The organism is Serratia marcescens (assembly GCF_006715005.1).
Lineage (GTDB): Bacteria > Pseudomonadota > Gammaproteobacteria > Enterobacterales > Enterobacteriaceae > Serratia > Serratia montpellierensis.
This window is the reverse complement of the sequence record NZ_VFMJ01000001.1, coordinates 4,466,563-4,484,873: the sequence shown is the minus strand read 5'-3', so window position 1 is coordinate 4,484,873 and position 18,311 is coordinate 4,466,563. Positions and strand designations below refer to the sequence as shown.

The 18,311-nt window shown below is 59.8% G+C and carries 14 protein-coding genes, 1 tRNA gene and 1 other RNA gene; 13 read left to right on the top strand and 3 right to left on the bottom strand.

Annotated elements, in window-relative coordinates; genetic code table 11:
• The first annotated feature begins 78 nt into the window (after positions 1-78).
• From eptB to dppF, 12 genes are all read left to right on the top strand, one after another.
• Entirely contained in the window at positions 79-1,773 is a 1,695-nt protein-coding gene (gene eptB / locus FHU12_RS21750) for a kdo(2)-lipid A phosphoethanolamine 7''-transferase (protein ID WP_141971741.1), read from the top strand.
• A gap of 119 nt (positions 1,774-1,892) precedes the next feature.
• The gene (uhpA, locus tag FHU12_RS21745; RefSeq protein WP_141971739.1) at positions 1,893-2,483 is read left to right on the top strand and encodes a response regulator transcription factor UhpA; all 591 of its coding nucleotides are present in this window, start codon (positions 1,893-1,895) and stop codon (positions 2,481-2,483) included.
• Positions 2,480-4,024 carry a signal transduction histidine-protein kinase/phosphatase UhpB gene (uhpB, locus tag FHU12_RS21740; RefSeq protein WP_141971737.1) on the top strand — a complete coding sequence of 515 codons (1,545 nt, stop codon included), beginning with the start codon at positions 2,480-2,482 and terminating at the stop codon, positions 4,022-4,024. Before uhpA ends, uhpB begins: the two co-directional genes overlap by 4 nt.
• 95 nt (positions 4,025-4,119) lie before the next feature.
• A complete protein-coding gene (locus FHU12_RS21735) occupies positions 4,120-5,451 on the top strand; it encodes an MFS transporter (RefSeq protein WP_089181519.1) in 1,332 nt (443 codons plus the stop codon).
• 120 nt (positions 5,452-5,571) lie between these two features.
• Positions 5,572-5,648, top strand: a tRNA-Pro gene (locus tag FHU12_RS21730).
• A gap of 36 nt (positions 5,649-5,684) precedes the next feature.
• A non-coding RNA gene (locus FHU12_RS21725) (RtT sRNA) lies at positions 5,685-5,813 on the top strand.
• Positions 5,814-6,237: 424 nt separating this feature from the next.
• On the top strand, positions 6,238-7,929 hold the full coding sequence (gene chiA / locus FHU12_RS21720; RefSeq protein ID WP_141971735.1) for a chitinase ChiA: 1,692 nt from the start codon (positions 6,238-6,240) through the stop codon (positions 7,927-7,929).
• A 601-nt stretch (positions 7,930-8,530) separates the two neighbouring features.
• A complete protein-coding gene (gene dppA / locus FHU12_RS21715) occupies positions 8,531-10,138 on the top strand; it encodes a dipeptide ABC transporter periplasmic-binding protein DppA (RefSeq protein ID WP_107227504.1) in 1,608 nt (535 codons plus the stop codon).
• A 170-nt stretch (positions 10,139-10,308) separates the two neighbouring features.
• On the top strand, positions 10,309-11,328 hold the full coding sequence (dppB, locus tag FHU12_RS21710; RefSeq protein WP_043129106.1) for a dipeptide ABC transporter permease DppB: 1,020 nt from the start codon (positions 10,309-10,311) through the stop codon (positions 11,326-11,328).
• A gap of 11 nt (positions 11,329-11,339) precedes the next feature.
• Complete coding sequence (gene dppC, locus FHU12_RS21705; protein WP_141971733.1) at positions 11,340-12,242, top strand: dipeptide ABC transporter permease DppC; 903 nt, start codon at positions 11,340-11,342, stop codon at positions 12,240-12,242.
• A 15-nt stretch (positions 12,243-12,257) separates the two neighbouring features.
• On the top strand, positions 12,258-13,238 hold the full coding sequence (gene dppD / locus FHU12_RS21700; protein ID WP_033645058.1) for a dipeptide ABC transporter ATP-binding protein: 981 nt from the start codon (positions 12,258-12,260) through the stop codon (positions 13,236-13,238).
• On the top strand, positions 13,235-14,224 hold the full coding sequence (gene dppF, locus FHU12_RS21695; protein ID WP_015376237.1) for a dipeptide ABC transporter ATP-binding subunit DppF: 990 nt from the start codon (positions 13,235-13,237) through the stop codon (positions 14,222-14,224). Before dppD ends, dppF begins: the two co-directional genes overlap by 4 nt.
• Before the next feature lie 295 nt (positions 14,225-14,519).
• Here the strand turns inward: dppF and bcsG are convergent, their stop codons facing one another.
• The 3 genes from bcsG to bcsE are packed head-to-tail and all read right to left on the bottom strand — an operon-like array spanning position 14,520 to position 17,930.
• Positions 14,520-16,175, bottom strand: a complete 1,656-nt coding sequence (gene bcsG, locus FHU12_RS21690) for a cellulose biosynthesis protein BcsG (protein WP_141971731.1) — start codon at positions 16,173-16,175, stop codon at positions 14,520-14,522.
• A complete protein-coding gene (gene bcsF / locus FHU12_RS21685; protein ID WP_004934139.1) occupies positions 16,172-16,375 on the bottom strand; it encodes a cellulose biosynthesis protein BcsF in 204 nt (67 codons plus the stop codon). Before bcsF ends, bcsG begins: the two co-directional genes overlap by 4 nt.
• The gene (bcsE, locus tag FHU12_RS21680; protein ID WP_141971728.1) at positions 16,362-17,930 is read right to left on the bottom strand and encodes a cellulose biosynthesis protein BcsE; all 1,569 of its coding nucleotides are present in this window, start codon (positions 17,928-17,930) and stop codon (positions 16,362-16,364) included. Before bcsE ends, bcsF begins: the two co-directional genes overlap by 14 nt.
• Before the next feature lie 189 nt (positions 17,931-18,119).
• Between bcsE and bcsR the strand changes: the two genes are divergently transcribed.
• Positions 18,120-18,311: a cellulose biosynthesis protein BcsR gene (gene bcsR / locus FHU12_RS21675; RefSeq protein WP_141971726.1), complete on the top strand. Its 192-nt coding sequence runs from the start codon at positions 18,120-18,122 to the stop codon at positions 18,309-18,311.

Sequence of the window (18,311 nt, the reverse complement as noted above, 5' to 3'; positions counted from 1 at the left end):
GGTTGGCTGAACCAGAAGCCGCAATCAGTGTCTGACTGAGTCAGAACCGCTACACCGTCCCCGGAGCCACCGCGTTACATGAACAAAGTTAAATCGCTATCACAGCAGAATTTATCGTTATTGTTAGCGATCTATATCGGCATCTTTCTAAACCTGTCCGTTTTCTATCGCCGTTTTGATTCGTTGGCGCATGGCATTCAGGGAATTAAGCTGATTTCGGCGGTGACGGAAGTCATCGCTATCGTCCTGTTCACATTCTTCATCATGCGGCTGGTATCGCTCGGCGGCCGGCTGTTTTATCGCATCGTCGCCTCGCTGCTGGTGTTGATTTCGGTGGCTGCCAGCTACTACATGACGTTTTTTAACGTGGTGATCGGCTACGGCATCGTGGTGTCGGTGATGACTACCGATATCGATCTGTCGAAAGAGGTGGTCGGCCTGCACTTCGTGCTGTGGATGGTGGCGCTCAGCGCCTTGCCGCTGCTGCTGATCTGGAAAAACAGCCTGCGCTACACCCTGATTGAACAGCTGAAAACCCCCGGTCATCGCATCAAGCCGCTGCTGGTGTTGCTGGCGGTGGTGGCGCTGGTCTGGCTGCCGCTGCGCATGTTGGACGACGAGCAGAGCGTGCAGGAGAAGCTCGCCAACGTCGATCTGCCGAGCTACGGCGGCGTGGTAGCGCACTCGTATCTGCCGTCCAACTGGCTGTCGGCGCTGGGGCTGTTTGCCTATACCCGCTATGACGAAAGCCAGGACCAGAGCACGATGTTCGATCCGGGCAAACACTTCACCTATGTACCGCCGGCGGATATCGACGATACCTACGTGGTGTTCATCATCGGCGAGACCACGCGCTGGGATCACATGGGCATGCTGGGCTATGAGCGCGATACCACGCCGCGGCTGTCGAAAGAGAAGAACCTGGTGGCGTTTCGCGGTGAGTCGTGCGACACCGCCACCAAGCTGTCGCTGCGCTGCATGTTTGTGCGCGAAGGCGGCACCGAGGATAATCCGCAGCGCACGCTGAAAGAGCAGAACGTGTTCGCGGTGCTGAAGGATCTGGGCTTCTCTTCCGAGCTGTTCGCCATGCAGAGCGAGGTGTGGTTCTACAACAACACCGAGGTGAACAACTATTCGTTCCGCGAGATGATCGCGTCCGAGAAGCGCAACGACGGCAAGGCGGTCGACGATATGCTGCTGGTGAACGAGATGAAGGAGTCGCTGGCGCGTTATCCGAAGGGCAAACACCTGGTGATCCTGCATACCAAAGGCTCGCACTACCTGTACTCGCAGCGTTATCCGCGCAGCTATGCGCGCTATCAGCCGGAGTGCATGGGGGTGGACGACTCTTGCACCAAGGCGCAGCTGATCAACGCGTTCGACAATACGGTGCTGTACACCGACAGCTTTATCAGTAATGTGATCGACCAGGTGCGCGACAAGAAGGCCATCGTGTTCTATGCCGCCGATCACGGCGAATCGATCGGCGAGAATACGCACTTGCACGGCACGCCGCGCGAAATGGCGCCGCCGGAGCAGTTCCGCGTGCCGATGATCGTATGGGCGTCGGACAAGTTCCTCGAGAACCCGCAGCACCTCAGCGCCTTTGAGCAACTGCAGGCGCAGCAGCGCATCGGCAAAACGCATCGCCACGTCGAGCTGTTTGACACCATCCTCGGCTGCCTCGGCTACACCTCGCCGAACGGCGGCATCGTGGATAAAAACAACTGGTGCCATCTCCCGCAGAATAAAACGGCGCCTGCCCGCCTGTAATCCCGCCCGCCGGGTGCCTTGCGCACCCGGTAATTTCCGCCAATACATTCTCTTCATCAATTATTCCGGTGTGTGCATACGGTATACTTGCGCACTTCCCCTTCTAACCGGAGATTTCCATGACCCTGCGCGTGGCGTTTATCGACGATCATGACATTGTGCGCTCGGGCTTTGTGCAGCTGCTGTCGCTGGAGGCCGATATTCAGGTGGTGGGCGAGTTCAGCAGCGCGGCGCAGGCGCGCGCCGGCCTACCGGGGCTGGAGGCGGAAATCTGCATTTGCGACATTTCGATGCCGGACGGCAGCGGGCTGGATCTGCTGGCAGACATTCCTTCCGGCATTCGCGTGGTGATGCTGTCGATGCACGATAACCCGGCGCTGGTGGAAATGGCGCTGGATCGCGGCGCCAGCGGCTTCCTCTCCAAGCGCTGCAAGCCGGAAGATCTGATCACCGCGGTGCGCACCGTCGCCGGCGGCGGTGTCTATTTGATGCCGGAAATCGCCCAGCAGCTGGCGCGGGTGAGGGTCGATCCGCTGACCCGCCGCGAGCGTGAGATCGCGCTGCTGCTGGCGCAGGGCCAGGAAGTGCGCGAGATCGCCGCCGCACTGGGGCTGTCGCCGAAGACGGTGCATGTGCATCGCGCCAACCTGTTCGCCAAGCTGGGCATCACCAACAACGTCGAACTGGCCAGACGGATGCTGAACCTGTGACGCAGCGCCTGATCACCCAGCTGGCGCTGTTTTTCATCTACGCCGCCAGCGCGTTTTGCCTGTGGGGCATCGGCACCGCGCTGATCGACCCGCCCTGGCAGGCGCTGCTGCTGTTCCCGTTCGGCCTGCGCATGGGCATTTTGCTGCAGAGCCCGTACCGTTTCTGGCCGGGGATCCTGCTGGCCGATCTGTTGCTGATGGCGCTGCTGGCGGACCAGTTCGGTTACGGCCCGGCGCTGTGGGCGTCGGTGGCGGTGCTGGTGTTGACGGTGTTGCTCAGCCTGCTGGCCTCGCCGTGGCTGTTGCGCCATCAACAGAGCGACAGCGAATGGCGTTGGCCGCTGTTGCAGGGCGCGGTGGTGGTGGCCGCCGCCTTGCTGCAGGCGTTGGTGTGGCAGCTGGTGAGCGGCGAAGGCGCCCGTGCGCTGCTGCTCGGCCTGACCGGCGGTTTCACCATCGCGCCGACCTGCCTGCTGTTGTGGCACTATCTGGCGCGCCAAATCTGGGTGCCGCTGGAGCCGGGGCTAATCCACAAGCCGGTGGAGCTGCGTCTGGGCCACCTGGCCAGCTATCTGCTGCTGTTTGCATTCAGCATCTGGCTGCAGCAGCAGGTGAACGCCGCCGAGCTGCGGCGTTTCGCGCCTTTCTGCCTGGCCATTCCTATCGTGTTCATGTCTTATCGCTACGGCTGGCAGGGCGCGCTGTTGGCGACGCTGCTCAACGGCGTGGCGCTGATGGTCAACGAGCCGCCGCAGCCGGAGTCGCACCGCGATCTGCTGCTGTCGCTGCTGGCCCAAAGCCTGACCGGGCTGCTGCTGGGCGCCGGCATTCAGCGCCAGCGCGAGCTGAATCAGCAGCTGCGGCTGCGGCTGGCGGAGAACCGGCAACTGGCGCGGGCGCTGGTGACGGCGGAGGAGCAAACCCGGCGCGAGGTGGCGCGCGAGCTGCACGATGAGGTGGGGCAAACCATCACCGTGATTCGTACCCAGGCCAGCATCGTCAAACGCCTGGCGCCGGAGCCGGCGGTGATCGGCTGCGCCGACACCATCGATGCGTTGGCGCTGCGGGTCTACGACGGGGTGCACGACGTGCTGACCCAACTGTGGCCGGCGGCGCTGAACAACCTGCCGCTGTCGGCGGCGGTGGCGGCGATGCTGCGAGAGTCGCTGCCGCAGGACGCGTCGCTGGTGAGCAGCCTGCAATGGCAGGTGCCGGACGAGCTGCTGGATGAAACGCTGAAGATCACGCTGTACCGGGTGTGTCAGGAAGGGGTGACCAATGTGTGCCGGCACGCCGGCGCCAGCCGCCTGGAGCTGGACGCGCGCCTGCAGCCGCGCAAAGGCGCCGCGCCACTGATCGCCCTGACCATCCGCGACAACGGCGTGGGCTTCGATGCGGACAACCATCAGCCGGGGTACGGCCTGCGGGGCATGCAGGAGCGCATCAGCGCCCTCGGCGGCAGCCTGCGGTTCACCGCTGAACGGGGCGCCTGTTTGAGTGTGATCTTGCCCACAGTTTCACCGGCGCAAGCGCAAAACTAGGAAAAACTCCTAACCGCGTCGGGAATCTGGCGTAAGCCTCCCGCGCGCGCGGGGAGCATCATAGCGGCACTTTATTCAATCCTCTGAGGTTCCACATGTGGTCTTTCCTTAAAAGCCGCTCGGACGCGCCGCAGGTCACCGATCAACGGCAGATCGACGCCAGCTACAAATACTGGCGCATCCAGCTGATGTGCACCATGTACATCGGCTACGCCGCGTTTTACTTCACGCGCAAAAGCTTCAACTTCATCATGCCGGCGATGCTGAGCGATCTGGGCCTGACGATGTCCGACGTCGGCATCCTCGGCACGCTGTTCTACATCACCTACGGCTGCTCGAAATTCATTTCCGGCATGATCAGCGATCGCTCCAACCCGCGTTACTTTATGGGGCTGGGTCTGATCATGACCGGGGTGCTGAATATCTTCTTCGGCCTCAGCTCGTCGCTGCTGATGCTGGGCACGCTGTGGATCCTCAACGCCTTCTTCCAGGGCTGGGGCTGGCCGCCGTGCTCGAAAATCCTCACCAGCTGGTATTCGCGCTCCGAGCGCGGCAGCTGGTGGGCGATCTGGAACACCTCGCACAACGTTGGTGGGGCGCTGATCCCGCTGCTGGTGGGCTTTATCTCGCTGCACTTCAGCTGGCGTTACGGCATGATCATTCCCGGTATCATCGGCGTGGTGCTTGGCCTGCTGATGTGCTGGCGCCTGCGCGACAAGCCATCCACCCTGGGGCTGCCGAGCGTCGGCAAATGGCGTAACGACGCCATGGAGCTGGTGCAGGAATCGGAAGGCCAGGGGCTGAGCAACCGCGAGATCATCAAACGCTACGTGCTGACCAACAAGTACATCTGGCTGCTGGCGGTTTCTTACGTGCTGGTGTATATCGTGCGCACCGCGATCAACGACTGGGGCAACCTCTATCTGACGCAGGAAAAGGGCTATTCGCTGATGACCGCCAACTCAGCCATCTCGCTGTTTGAAGTGGGCGGTTTTATCGGTTCACTGGTGGCCGGTTGGGGTTCCGATAAGCTGTTCCGCGGCAACCGCGGCCCGATGAACCTGATCTTCGCCATCGGTATCTTCCTGTCGGTGGCGGCGCTGTGGCTGATGCCGGGCGTGACCTACCTGCTGCAGGCCTGCTGCTTCTTCGCCATCGGCTTCTTCATCTTTGGCCCGCAGATGCTGATCGGCATGGCGGCGGCGGAGTGCTCGCACAAGGATGCGGCGGGCGCGGCGACCGGTTTCGTCGGCCTGTTCGCCTACCTGGGCGCGGCGCTGTCCGGCTACCCGATTGCACGGGTGATGGAGATTTGGCATTGGAACGGCTTCTTCGTGGTGATTTCCATCGCCGCTTGCCTGTCAGCGCTGTTCCTGTTGCCGTTCCTGCGTGCGCAGACGCCGGCGCTGAAACCGGCCAACGCCTGAGTAAAATACGCTGCGCAGCCCCCGGCGCAGCGCATTATGGCGCTTTTATCATCACTTGAAATGCAGGGGCAAAAAAGTGATTGACGCCTATAACCGCCAGCAGTAAGATGCGCCCCGCATCGGCGAGTAGCGCAGCTTGGTAGCGCAACTGGTTTGGGACCAGTGGGTCGGAGGTTCGAATCCTCTCTCGCCGACCACCATTCGAAAAACCTGCTTTTTAAAGCAGGTTTTTTTTCGCCTGCAGTTTATGAGGATGAGCACCTCCGCAGGAGGTTCGAGCCTCGCGAAGCGAGACAACGTTGCTTTAGCAACGGCCCGTAGGGCGCGCATCAAAGATGCGCGTAATCCTCTCTCGCCGACCACCATTCGAAAAACCTGCTTTTTAAAGCAGGTTTTTTTTCGCCTGTCGTTTATGAGGATGAGTACCTCCTCGCTACGATCGGCTTCGCTTTATGGCGTGCCTCAATCTGCCGTCCTCGTGAAATATATTTATCCTTTACGCTTAATTAATTCACACTCCTTATTCCCATTAGGTTCTTATTTTCATGTTTAAATAAATTCATACTTGCCAAATAAAACCCGATTGATAGCGCTCTTGTTTTCACGTTTTTTTTACCTATAGTCTAAATGGACAACGCGGGAACTCTTATTCCCGTCGCGTGGGAAATACCGTGATTATTTATTAACGTTAATCTTCGTGGATTATTGCGGAATTTTTTCGCTTCGGCAATGCGTAGCGACGATTAACTCTTTTATGTTTATCCTCTCGGAATAAAGGAATCAGTTATGCGCAAATTTAATAAACCGCTGTTGGCGCTGTTGATCGGCAGTACGCTGTGTTCCGCGGCGCAGGCCGCCGCGCCGGGCAAGCCGACCATCGCCTGGGGCAACACCAAGTTCGCCATTGTCGAAGTCGATCAGGCGGCCACCGCTTATAATAATCTGGTGAAGGTAAAAAATGCCGCCGACGTTTCTGTCTCCTGGAATTTATGGAATGGCGACACCGGTACGACGGCAAAAATTTTATTAAATGGCAAAGAGGCGTGGAGCGGCCCTTCAACCGGTTCTTCCGGTACGGCGAATTTTAAAGTGAATAAAGGCGGCCGTTATCAAATGCAGGTGGCACTATGTAATGCCGACGGCTGCACCGCCAGCGACGCCACCGAAATTGTGGTGGCCGATACCGACGGTAGCCATTTGGCGCCGTTGAAAGAGCCGCTGCTGGAAAAGAACAAACCTTATAAACAAAACTCCGGAAAAGTCGTCGGTTCTTATTTCGTCGAGTGGGGCGTTTACGGGCGCAATTTCACCGTCGACAAGATCCCGGCGCAAAACCTGACCCACCTGCTGTACGGCTTTATCCCGATCTGCGGCGGCAACGGCATCAACGACAGCCTGAAAGAGATCGAAGGCAGTTTCCAGGCGTTGCAGCGCTCCTGTCAGGGCCGGGAGGACTTCAAAGTCTCGATCCACGATCCGTTCGCCGCGCTGCAAAAAGCGCAGAAGGGCGTCACCGCCTGGGATGACCCCTACAAGGGCAACTTCGGCCAGCTGATGGCGCTGAAGCAGGCGCGTCCTGACCTGAAAATTCTGCCGTCGATCGGCGGCTGGACGTTGTCCGACCCGTTCTTCTTCATGGGTGACAAGGTGAAGCGCGATCGCTTCGTCGGCTCGGTGAAAGAGTTCCTGCAGACCTGGAAGTTCTTCGACGGTGTGGATATCGACTGGGAGTTCCCGGGCGGCAAAGGCGCTAACCCTAACCTGGGCAGCTCGCAGGACGGGGAAACCTATGTGCTGTTGATGAAGGAGCTGCGGGCGATGCTGGATCAGCTGTCGGCGGAAACCGGCCGCAAGTATGAGCTGACCTCCGCCATCAGCGCCGGCAAGGACAAGATCGATAAGGTGGCTTACAACGTCGCGCAGAACTCGATGGATCACATCTTCCTGATGAGCTACGACTTCTACGGCGCCTTCGATCTGAAGAACCTGGGGCATCAGACCGCGCTGAATGCGCCGGCCTGGAAACCGGATACCGCCTACACCACGGTGAACGGCGTGAATGCGCTGCTGGCGCAGGGCGTCAAGCCGGGCAAGATCGTGGTCGGCACCGCCATGTATGGCCGCGGCTGGACCGGGGTGAACGGCTACCAGAACAATATTCCGTTTACCGGCACCTCCACCGGGCCGGTTAAAGGCACTTGGGAGAACGGGATCGTGGACTACCGCCAAATCGCCAGCCAGTTCATGAGCGGCGAGTGGCAGTACACCTACGACGCCACGGCGGAAGCGCCTTACGTGTTCAAGCCTTCCACCGGCGATCTGATCACCTTCGACGATGCCCGCTCGGTGCAGGCCAAAGGCCAGTACGTGTTGGATAAGCAGTTGGGCGGCCTGTTCTCCTGGGAGATCGACGCGGACAACGGCGATATTCTCAACAGCATGAACGCCAGCCTGGGCAACAGCGCCGGCGTTCAATAATCGGTTGCAGTGCGTTGCCGGGGGATATCCTTTCGCCCCCGGCTTTTTCACCGCCGAAAGTTTTTTTACGCCGCACAGATTGTGGGCCTGCCCGATGCAAAACGCGCTCATCGGACTCACCCTTTTGGGTAATCCCTCAGCATTTCCTCCTGTCTTTAACGGCGATCACAAAAATAACCGTTCAGATATTCATCATTCAGCAACAAAGTTTTGGGGTTTTTTAACGGAGTTAAAAACCAGTAAGTTTGTGAGGGTCAGACCAATGCGCTAAAAATGACCGCTTAGCATAAGTTTTCATGCTGGAACTGTTAACAAAAGGTTTTTTTTATGTTTGTTTGCTGTTTCTCACAGTCTGCGTAAATCCCCACTGGTTATATTGACGACACCCCAAACAGTTGGCAACTTGATAGCCTCAGGGGTAAGAGCGAGAGTTGTTTGAGTGAATTCCACGCGCTCAGACGTCCCCGCCGCGATGCGTTCCATCCGGCATTCTCTCCTCGTACGCCTTCTGCCTTCGGGCGCCGATCGCACAGGCCACGCAATAAAAAATACAGGTCTGGCGGCAATTACACACATCACATCACACAATGGAGCACTAACGATGACACGTTCCTTGGGTAAATCGGGGATTCTGAAATTCGGTATTGGGCTGATCGCGCTGACCGTGGCGGCCAGCGTACAGGCCAAGACGTTGGTTTACTGTTCTGAAGGTTCCCCGGAAGGGTTCAACCCGCAGCTGTTCACCTCCGGCACCACCTACGACGCCAGCTCGGTACCGATCTACAACCGCCTGGTCGAATTCAAAATCGGCACCACCGAACTGCAGCCGGGCCTGGCTGAGAAGTGGGACGTCAGCGAAGACGGCAAAACCTACACCTTCCACCTGCGCAAAGGCGTGAAGTGGCAGAGCAATAAAGACTTCAAACCGACGCGTGATTTCAACGCCGACGACGTGGTGTTCTCCTTTGAACGCCAGTTGGATGCGAACAACGCCTATCACAAAGTGTCCGGTGGCAGTTACGAATACTTTGAAGGCATGGACATGCCTAAGCTGATCGCCAAGATCGAAAAAGTGGACGACAACACCGTGCGCTTCGTGCTGAACCGCCCGGAAGCGCCGTTCCTGGCTGACCTGGGTATGGACTTCGCGTCCATCCTGTCCGCAGAATACGCTGACGTGATGATGAAAGCCGGCACGCCGGAAAAAGTCGACCTGAACCCGATCGGCACCGGGCCGTTCCAGCTGCTGCAATACCAGAAAGACTCCAAGATCCTGTACAAGGCGTTCGACGGTTTCTGGGGCACCAAGCCGAAGATCGATCGCCTGGTGTTCTCCATCACGCCTGATGCCTCCGTGCGTTACGCTAAACTGCAGAAAAACGAGTGCCAGGTGATGCCGTACCCGAACCCGGCCGATATCGCCCGCATGAAACAAGACAAGTCCATCAACCTGATGGAACAGCCGGGCCTGAACGTGGGTTACCTGTCGTTCAACGTCGAGAAAAAGCCGCTGGATAACCTGAAAGTGCGCCAGGCGTTGACCATGGCGGTCAACAAGCAGGCGATCATCGATGCGGTTTATCAGGGCGCGGGCCAGGCGGCCAAGAACCTGATCCCGCCGACCATGTGGGGCTATAACGACGCGGTGCAGGATTACGCTTACGATCCGGCCAAGGCGAAAGCACTGTTGAAAGAAGCGGGCATGGCCGACGGTTTCAGCATCGACCTGTGGGCGATGCCGGTACAGCGTCCTTACAACCCGAACGCGCGCCGCATGGCGGAAATGATCCAGGCCGACTGGGCCAAGATCGGCGTGAAAGCCAAAATCGTGACCTATGAGTGGGGTGAATACCTCAAGCGCGCCAAAGCGGGCGAGCACCAGACGGTGATGATGGGCTGGACCGGCGACAACGGGGATCCGGATAACTTCTTCGCCACGCTGTTCAGCTGTGCGGCGGCGAAAGACGGCTCCAACTACTCCCGCTGGTGCTACAAGCCGTTTGAAGATCTGATTCAACCGGCGCGCGCCGAATCCAACCACGACAAGCGCATCGAACTGTACAAACAGGCGCAGGTGGTGATGCACGATCAGGCTCCGGCGCTGATTGTCGCACACTCCACCGTGTACGAGCCTGTGCGTAAGGAAGTGAAAGGCTACGTCGTGGATCCGCTCGGTAAGCATCACTTCGAGAATGTCTCTGTAGACTGATTTCGACCGCTTTACCGGAGACGCACGAATGGACTTGCAGGGGCGCAACAGGTTTGCGCCCCTGCTGACCAGTCTCCGGCGTATGGCCGTCGAATCGTTCAAAGGCATGTGAGCGTTAATAAGCCTGGCGGACGATGAGCTGCCGGGCATTGATACAGAGAGTTCGGGATATGTTGCAGTTCATACTCCGACGTTTGGGGTTAGTTATCCCAACGTTTATCGGCATTACCTTGCTGACTTTTGCATTCGTCCATATGATCCCCGGCGACCCGGTGACCATCATGGCCGGGGAACGCGGTATCTCCGCCGAGCGCCACGCGCAGCTGATGGCGGAAATGGGGCTGGACAAGCCGCTCTATCAACAATATTTCTCCTACGTGTCCAACGTGCTGCACGGCGATCTGGGCACCTCACTCAAAAGTCGCATCTCCGTCTGGAGCGAGTTCGTTCCGCGCTTTCAGGCCACGCTGGAGCTGGGCTTCTGCGCGATGCTTTTCGCGGTGCTGGTAGGCATCCCGGTTGGGGTGCTGGCGGCGGTCAAACGCGGCTCGGTCTTCGATCACACGGCGGTGGGCATCTCGCTGACCGGCTATTCGATGCCGATTTTCTGGTGGGGCATGATGCTGATCATGCTGGTGTCGGTGCAGCTTAACCTGACGCCGGTGTCGGGGCGCATCAGCGACACGGTATTCCTCGACGACAGCCATCCGCTGACCGGCTTCATGCTGATAGACACCCTGATCTGGGGCGAGCCGGGCGACTTTATCGACGCGGTGATGCACATGATCCTGCCGGCTATCGTGCTGGGCACCATCCCGCTGGCGGTGATCGTGCGCATGACCCGCTCCTCGATGTTGGAAGTGTTGGGCGAAGACTATATCCGCACCGCGCGCGCCAAGGGCGTGAGCCGCATGCGGGTGATCGTCGTTCACGCGCTGCGCAACGCGCTGCTGCCGGTGGTGACGGTGATCGGGCTGCAGGTCGGCACCATGCTGGCCGGCGCCATTCTGACCGAAACCATCTTCTCCTGGCCGGGACTGGGCCGCTGGCTGATCGACGCGCTGCAGCGCCGCGATTACCCGGTGGTGCAGGGCGGGGTGTTGCTGGTCGCCTGTATGATCATTCTGGTTAACCTGCTGGTAGACGTGCTCTACGGCGTGGTCAACCCGCGTATTCGCCACAAGAAATAAGGGGCGCTCTCATGTCTCAAATCACTGAGTCTGCAGTTAAAGGTGCGCCGAAGCCAATGACCCCGTTTCAGGAGTTCTGGCACTATTTCAAGCGCAATAAAGGGGCCGTGGTCGGCCTGGTGTATATCGTTCTGATGCTGGTGATCGCGCTCGGCGCCGGGGTGCTGGCGCCGCATGCGCCGGCGGACCAGTTCCGCGACGCGCTGCTCAAGCCGCCGGTGTGGCAAGAGGGCGGCAGCTGGCAATATCTCCTCGGTACCGACGACGTGGGCCGCGACGTGTTGTCGCGCCTGATGTACGGTGCGCGCCTGTCGCTGCTGGTCGGCTGCCTGGTGGTGGTGCTGTCGCTGATCATGGGCGTGGTGCTCGGCCTGCTGGCCGGCTACTTCGGCGGCGCGGTGGACGCGGTGATCATGCGCGTCGTCGACATCATGCTGGCCCTGCCGAGCCTGCTGCTGGCGTTGGTGCTGGTGGCGGTATTCGGGCCGTCGATCGTCAACGCCTCGCTGGCGCTGACCTTCGTCGCCTTGCCGCACTATGTGCGTCTGACGCGCGCGGCGGTGCTGGCGGAAGTGAACCGCGATTACGTCACCGCTTCGCGGGTGGCGGGCGCCGGTGCGCTGCGTCAGATGTTCGTCAACATTCTGCCTAACTGCCTGGCGCCCTTGATCGTTCAGGCTTCTCTCGGTTTCTCGAACGCCATTCTGGACATGGCCGCTCTCGGCTTCCTGGGCATGGGCGCGCAACCGCCGACGCCGGAGTGGGGCACCATGCTCTCCGACGTGCTGCAGTTCGCGCAAAGCGCCTGGTGGGTAGTGACCTTCCCCGGCGTGGCGATCCTGCTGACGGTGCTGGCATTTAACCTGATGGGGGACGGTTTGCGTGACGCTCTCGACCCCAAACTCAAGCAGTAACAGAGGACGAGAGAGATGGCGTTATTGAATGTAGACAAGCTTTCGGTGCACTTCGGTGACGAAGGTACCCCGTTCCGCGCGGTAGACCGTATCAGTTACAGCGTGGATCAAGGTCAGGTGGTCGGTATCGTCGGCGAGTCCGGCTCCGGCAAATCCGTCAGCTCGCTGGCGATCATGGGCCTGATCGATTTTCCCGGCAAGGTGATGGCCGACAAGCTGGAGTTCAACGGCCAGGATCTGCGCAAGATCTCCGAAAAGGAGCGCCGCCAGCTGGTGGGTTCCGAAGTGGCGATGATCTTCCAGGATCCGATGACCAGCCTGAACCCGTGCTACACCGTCGGTTATCAGATCATGGAAGCGCTGAAGGTGCATCAGGGCGGCAACCGTCGCACACGCCGCCAGCGCGCTATCGATCTGCTGACGCAGGTCGGCATTCCCGATCCGGCTTCGCGGCTGGACGTATACCCGCACCAGCTTTCCGGCGGCATGAGCCAGCGCGTAATGATCGCCATGGCCATCGCCTGTCGGCCGAAGCTGTTGATCGCCGATGAGCCGACGACCGCGCTCGACGTGACCATCCAGGCGCAGATCATCGAGCTGTTGCTGGACCTGCAGCAGCGCGAAAACATGGCGCTGCTGCTGATCACCCACGATCTGGCGCTGGTGGCGGAAGCCGCGCATCACATCATCGTGATGTACGCCGGCCAGGTGGTGGAATCCGGCAAGGCGGCGGAGATTTTCCGCGCGCCGCGCCACCCATACACCCAGGCACTGCTGCGCGCGCTGCCGGAGTTTGCCGCCGACAAGGCGCGGCTGGCTTCGCTGCCGGGCGTGGTGCCGGGCAAATACGATCGCCCGACCGGCTGCCTGCTCAATCCGCGTTGTCCGTACGCCAACGAGCGCTGCCGTAACGAGGAGCCGGAACTGCGCAGCATTCCCGGCCGTCAGGTTAAATGTCACACACCGCTGGATGATGCGGGGAGGCCGACCGTATGAGCCAGAATCAACCTTTACTGCAGGCGATTGACCTGAAGAAGCATTACCCGGTGAAAAAGGGCCTGTTCGCGCCGGAGCGGCTGGTCAAGGCGCTCGACGGCGTGTCCTTCACCCTGGAGCGCGGCAAAACGCTGGCGGTGGTCGGCGAATCGGGCTGCGGCAAATCGACGCTCGGCCGCCTGCTGACGATGATCGAAGTGCCGACCGGCGGCGAGCTGTACTACCAGGGGCAGGATCTGCTGAAGCCGGACGTCTCGGCCGAGAAACTGCGGCGTCAGAAGATCCAAATCGTGTTCCAGAATCCTTACGGATCGCTCAACCCGCGCAAGAAGGTCGGGCAGATCCTCGAGGAGCCGTTGTTGATCAATACCTCGCTCAGCGCCGCCGAACGGCGGGAAAAAGCGCTGGAGATGATGGCGAAGGTCGGCCTGAAGACCGAGCATTATGACCGCTACCCGCACATGTTCTCCGGCGGCCAGCGTCAGCGTATCGCCATCGCCCGCGGGCTGATGCTGAACCCGGACGTGGTGATCGCCGATGAGCCGGTGTCGGCATTGGACGTGTCGGTGCGCGCGCAGGTGCTGAACCTGATGATGGATCTGCAGCAGGAGCTGGGGCTGTCCTATGTGTTCATCTCGCACGATCTGTCGGTGGTGGAACACATCGCCGACGAGGTGATGGTGATGTACCTCGGTCGCTGCGTGGAAAAGGGCAGCAAAGAGGCGATCTTCAACAACCCGCGCCATCCTTACACCCAGGCGCTGCTGTCGGCGACGCCGCGGTTGAACCCGGATATGCGCCGCGAGCGCATCAAGCTGACCGGCGAACTGCCCAGCCCGATGAACCCGCCGCCGGGCTGTGCGTTCAACGCCCGCTGCCGCCGCGCTTTCGGCACCTGCGTGCAGCTGCAGCCGCAGCTGAAGCAGTACGGTGAGCAGATGGTGGCCTGCTTCGCGGTCGATCAGGACGAACATCCGGGGGCATAAGGCATCGGATGGCATTGCGTAAACTCACGCCGGCATAATGCCGGCGTTTTTTATTATTCAATCAAAGGGTTGATCAATAAGCAGTCGTCATAAGCCGCTATTTTAATGAATGTCCTCGCCAGGTTTAGTAAATGTTATTTTTTAAGAATCTTCTTATATTGATAATTGTCGAATAATAGAATTTAACGACTTGTTATTAATAACGTTTTTTTGCCCGATAAGCGCCGCCGTTTTTTATTATAAAAACCCTAAAAAAAAGCACGCCGGCGGCGTGCTTTGGTTGATGAAGCCGCGTTTATTGCGGATAAGGCACCCAGTCACCGCCGTTCAAGCGAATGTAGGGTTTGCCCTGATATTGCATGACGATGGCGTTGTCATTTTCGGAGATGACCGGGGTCTGTGGCAGCCCCTGCGTCAGCGCCTGCCAGTCGACGCTGGACTCGCTGAACACTTTGCCGTCCACCAGGCGCGACACCAGTTCCGACAGCGCCAGATAGCTGCTCGGCGTCTTGATCTGCAACGGACTGCCCTGATGCGGCGCCTTCATGCCCACCAGTTTGATGCCGACCGGCGTATGGGTGATGTTCGGGCTGGGGATGTCGCGCAGGCCGGACATTTGCATCTTGTCGCCCACCAACGCCGCCCCGTGTTCCGGCACGATCACCACCACTACTTTGCGGCCGGATTTCTCCAGCTGATCGAGGAAGGTGTTCAGCTGATCGAACAACTTCTGCGCGCGCGGTTGGTAGTCGGCGCTCTTGTTGGCGCCGACGAAGCGGTTGCCGTCGTGCAGCGGAATGATGTTGAAGAAGGTGGCGGTGCGGCCGTCGCCGGCTTTTTGCTGCTGATCCAGCCAGCGGGTCAGCAATTCGAGATCGTTATAAATCGGTTCACCGTCGAACGACGTCAGCTCGTTGCCGATGCCGGCCTGCGACATCAGCGGTGCCTGCATATCGCCCTGTTCGCGCAGCTCTTTCAGGAAGTTGCCGAATACCCCGGAGTGATCGAGCATCAGCTGTTCCTTGAAGCCGAGCTTCGCCAGGTTGTCGAACAGGTAACACTGCTGGTTCACCGGCTGGTACAGATCGTGATGCGAAAGCTGGCCGCAGCTGGCGCGCAGCAGGCGGATGGCCGCCGGGCCGCTGTAGGCGGTGGCCGAGTTGAAGCTGTCGAACATGATGTCCATCTTCGACCACAGCGGGTGATTCTGCAGGTTGACCGCCTCCATATCGGCCCAGGCCAGCGAACAGATGTTGATCACCAGCAGATCGAACGGCTGGGCGTCGGCGGGCAAGGTGGCCGGGAACGCGGTGGCGCGGCCTTTTTCCCGCTCGTAGAACTGATTCAGGTAGGCCGTCAGGTTGGCGCTGGTCGGCGGGAGGCTGTCTGCCGGCGCGCTGTCCCCCGCCGCCGGTGCGGACGTGGCCGGCGTATTGGCGGCACCGGCCGAGGCCGTAGAGGTGGCGGGCAGCAGTGAGATCGCCGGCCCGGCGATGTTGACGATATTAAGCCACACCAGCGCCGCCACGGTGAACACCGTGACGCGTATCCACTGCGCGACGAACAGGTAGGCGATAATCAGCACGAAGGCGGCGCCGACCATCTGCCAGTTGATGAAGCGGTTGGTCAGTTCCAGCAGATACTGGGCGCTGAAGCCGGTCAGCTGCGATCCCTGGCTGAGAATGCTGTTGATGCCCGGCAACCAGGTATCGTGGTAGAACAGCGCGATGCCGATCGGGATAGCGAGGTAGTGGCGCCAGCGGTGCAGGCGCTGTGAGGGGATCGGCATCAGCAGAAATGCCATGAACACCAGGTTTGGCAGCGCGTGGAAATTCAGATAGCCGAACCACAGCAGGGCGAATTTGGCCAGAAAGTAGAGGTTCCAGCCGCCCAGCCCACGCCAGTAGCGCCACAGAGCGTTATCGGATTGCGTCTTCGAGTTTGGATTCATGGCTGCTTCTTACGTTTAATCTGAGATGAGGAGCCTGTGCGCACCCACAAACCGGCGGATTTCAAATAGCGCGGCGATAACAACAGGTTTTGCCAGTATTGACGCAAATGCGGAAAACGCCGGTGAAAGGCGTAGCCCAGCGGGATGAAGATCAGCGCGCACAGCAGGATCAGTTGCACGATGTCGTTAAGGTTCAGCATGCGGTTCCTCCTGCGGGCCGAGCGACAGCGTGAAGGCGACCGGCTGCCGCCGTTCTGCGGGCACCTCGGCCGCCGCCACGCTGGGGCGCGGCGCGGTGCCGGCGGTGCCGGTGGCCGAAATCTGCCAGCGCCCTTGGGCCATACGCTTGATTTCCGAAATGATATCGACGTCTTGGTGCCACACCACCCGGTTGCTGAAGGCTTCATCCACCGGCAGGCGGAAGATGAACTTCAGCGCGGTATCCAAATCGTTGATGCGGCAGGTGGAGAGGAACAACACCAGCCGCCCCTGCACCACGGTCATCACGTCGCCGAAGCGCCGCAGGTGGCACAGGGTCATCGCCTGTTCGGCGCGCAGGCCGGTGGCCGGGCGCAACGCCACCATCACCCCTTTGCCGTCCTCGGGCAGCAGCGTGTTGCCCATCAGCGAAAGCACCGCCTGGCTGAACGGTTCCGGTCGCATATAGCCTTTAAGCTGCAGCGGGCGCAAACCGGCCAGCAGCGCATCGATGTCGGCGGGCACATGGCGTGAGAAGCGCTGCCCCTGGATGCCCTCCAGCATGGTCAGAAAACGCGACAGCGGGGCGACGTGCGGCACGATCAGGTTGGCGCCGCAGGCCAGCAGCAGCCGTTCGTCGCTGTAGCGCAGGCTGGCGCTCATCTCGCGCACCGCGATTTTCAGCCCGTTGCCGCGGCTGCGGCGCAGGGTGTGGATCTGGTGCGCCAGGTGATCGATTTGATCGCTTTGGTACAACGCGAAAATCAACGTCGCCGAGAGCCGCAGCATGCCATGCTGCGCCAGCTCGTCGTTGCTTTCCAGCAGTTGCCAGTTGGCAGACAGCGGCGGCGCACCTTCCAGGATGCTGCGCTCGGCCAAATACAGGCCTTCGTCGCTGCGCAAGGCGGTGGGGGAGGGTTGGCTATTTTCATCTTCACCCTGCCAGCCGCCCTGTGCCGCGTATAGCGTCAGCAGCTGATTGGCGTTGATGCCGTTTTCGGTGCTCCACCAGTTCACCAGATACTGCGCGCTGTCCTGCTGCCATTGCAGGCTGGACAGGCCGTTCAGGATGCGATGCTGAGCGCTGAGCTGCCCCTTGAGTTTATTGATGCCGCCGCCGTGGCTGAGGATCAACAGCGTACAGCCCTGCCGCCGCAGCCAGGCGGCGAGGGTACGCGTCCACTCGCGCAGCTCTTCGGTGGTGAAGGTTTGCCACAGGCTGGCGTGGGCCAGCAGGATAAGTAAGCGATGTTGCGGCCGTAGGGCGCGCATCAGATCGTCGCTCAACTGCGTCAGCGCGGCTTTTTTCTCCGGTAATTGATACAGCGGCAGCTTTTGCAAAGCAGGCGAAGCCAGCTCGGCCAGCAAGCTTTCGGGTTTATCGCCGCTGCAGATCAGGGCGACTTTGTGGGTGGCCGGCTGGGCGGCGATGACCTGGCGGCACAGCAACGCGGCGTCGCTTTGCCTGTCGATATTGATCCAATAAAGCCCGGGGGCCTGCATCACCGACAGCTCTTCCCAAATCTGCCGAATGCCTAGAGAAAAAGAGTGCGCCATAGGGTGTGCTCTACTTTCGTTGAAAGCCGACTAAAGGCGTTTATATTTAAAGATAGCCATTTTTACTCTGGCAATAACAAATATCCGACGCTATTCAACAATATTTGTTGAGAATCATCTTATTGCCTGTCTCTTTTTGTATCGTTGCTATAGTTAATTAACATAGCCTATTTTCGCCAAGGCGGAAGAATGAATAACGCACCCACCCATTTTCGTGCAGCGGCGCCTGGGGAGAGTCAGGATGACCTGCAGGCGCTCAGCCAGGCTTTTTCATTGCCGAAATTAAGCTATGTCGATATCTCGCGACAGGAACGATTGGCGCAAATGATGACGCGTTGGCCGCTGCTGGCCGAATTGGCGCTGACCACGGGGAGCCACTGA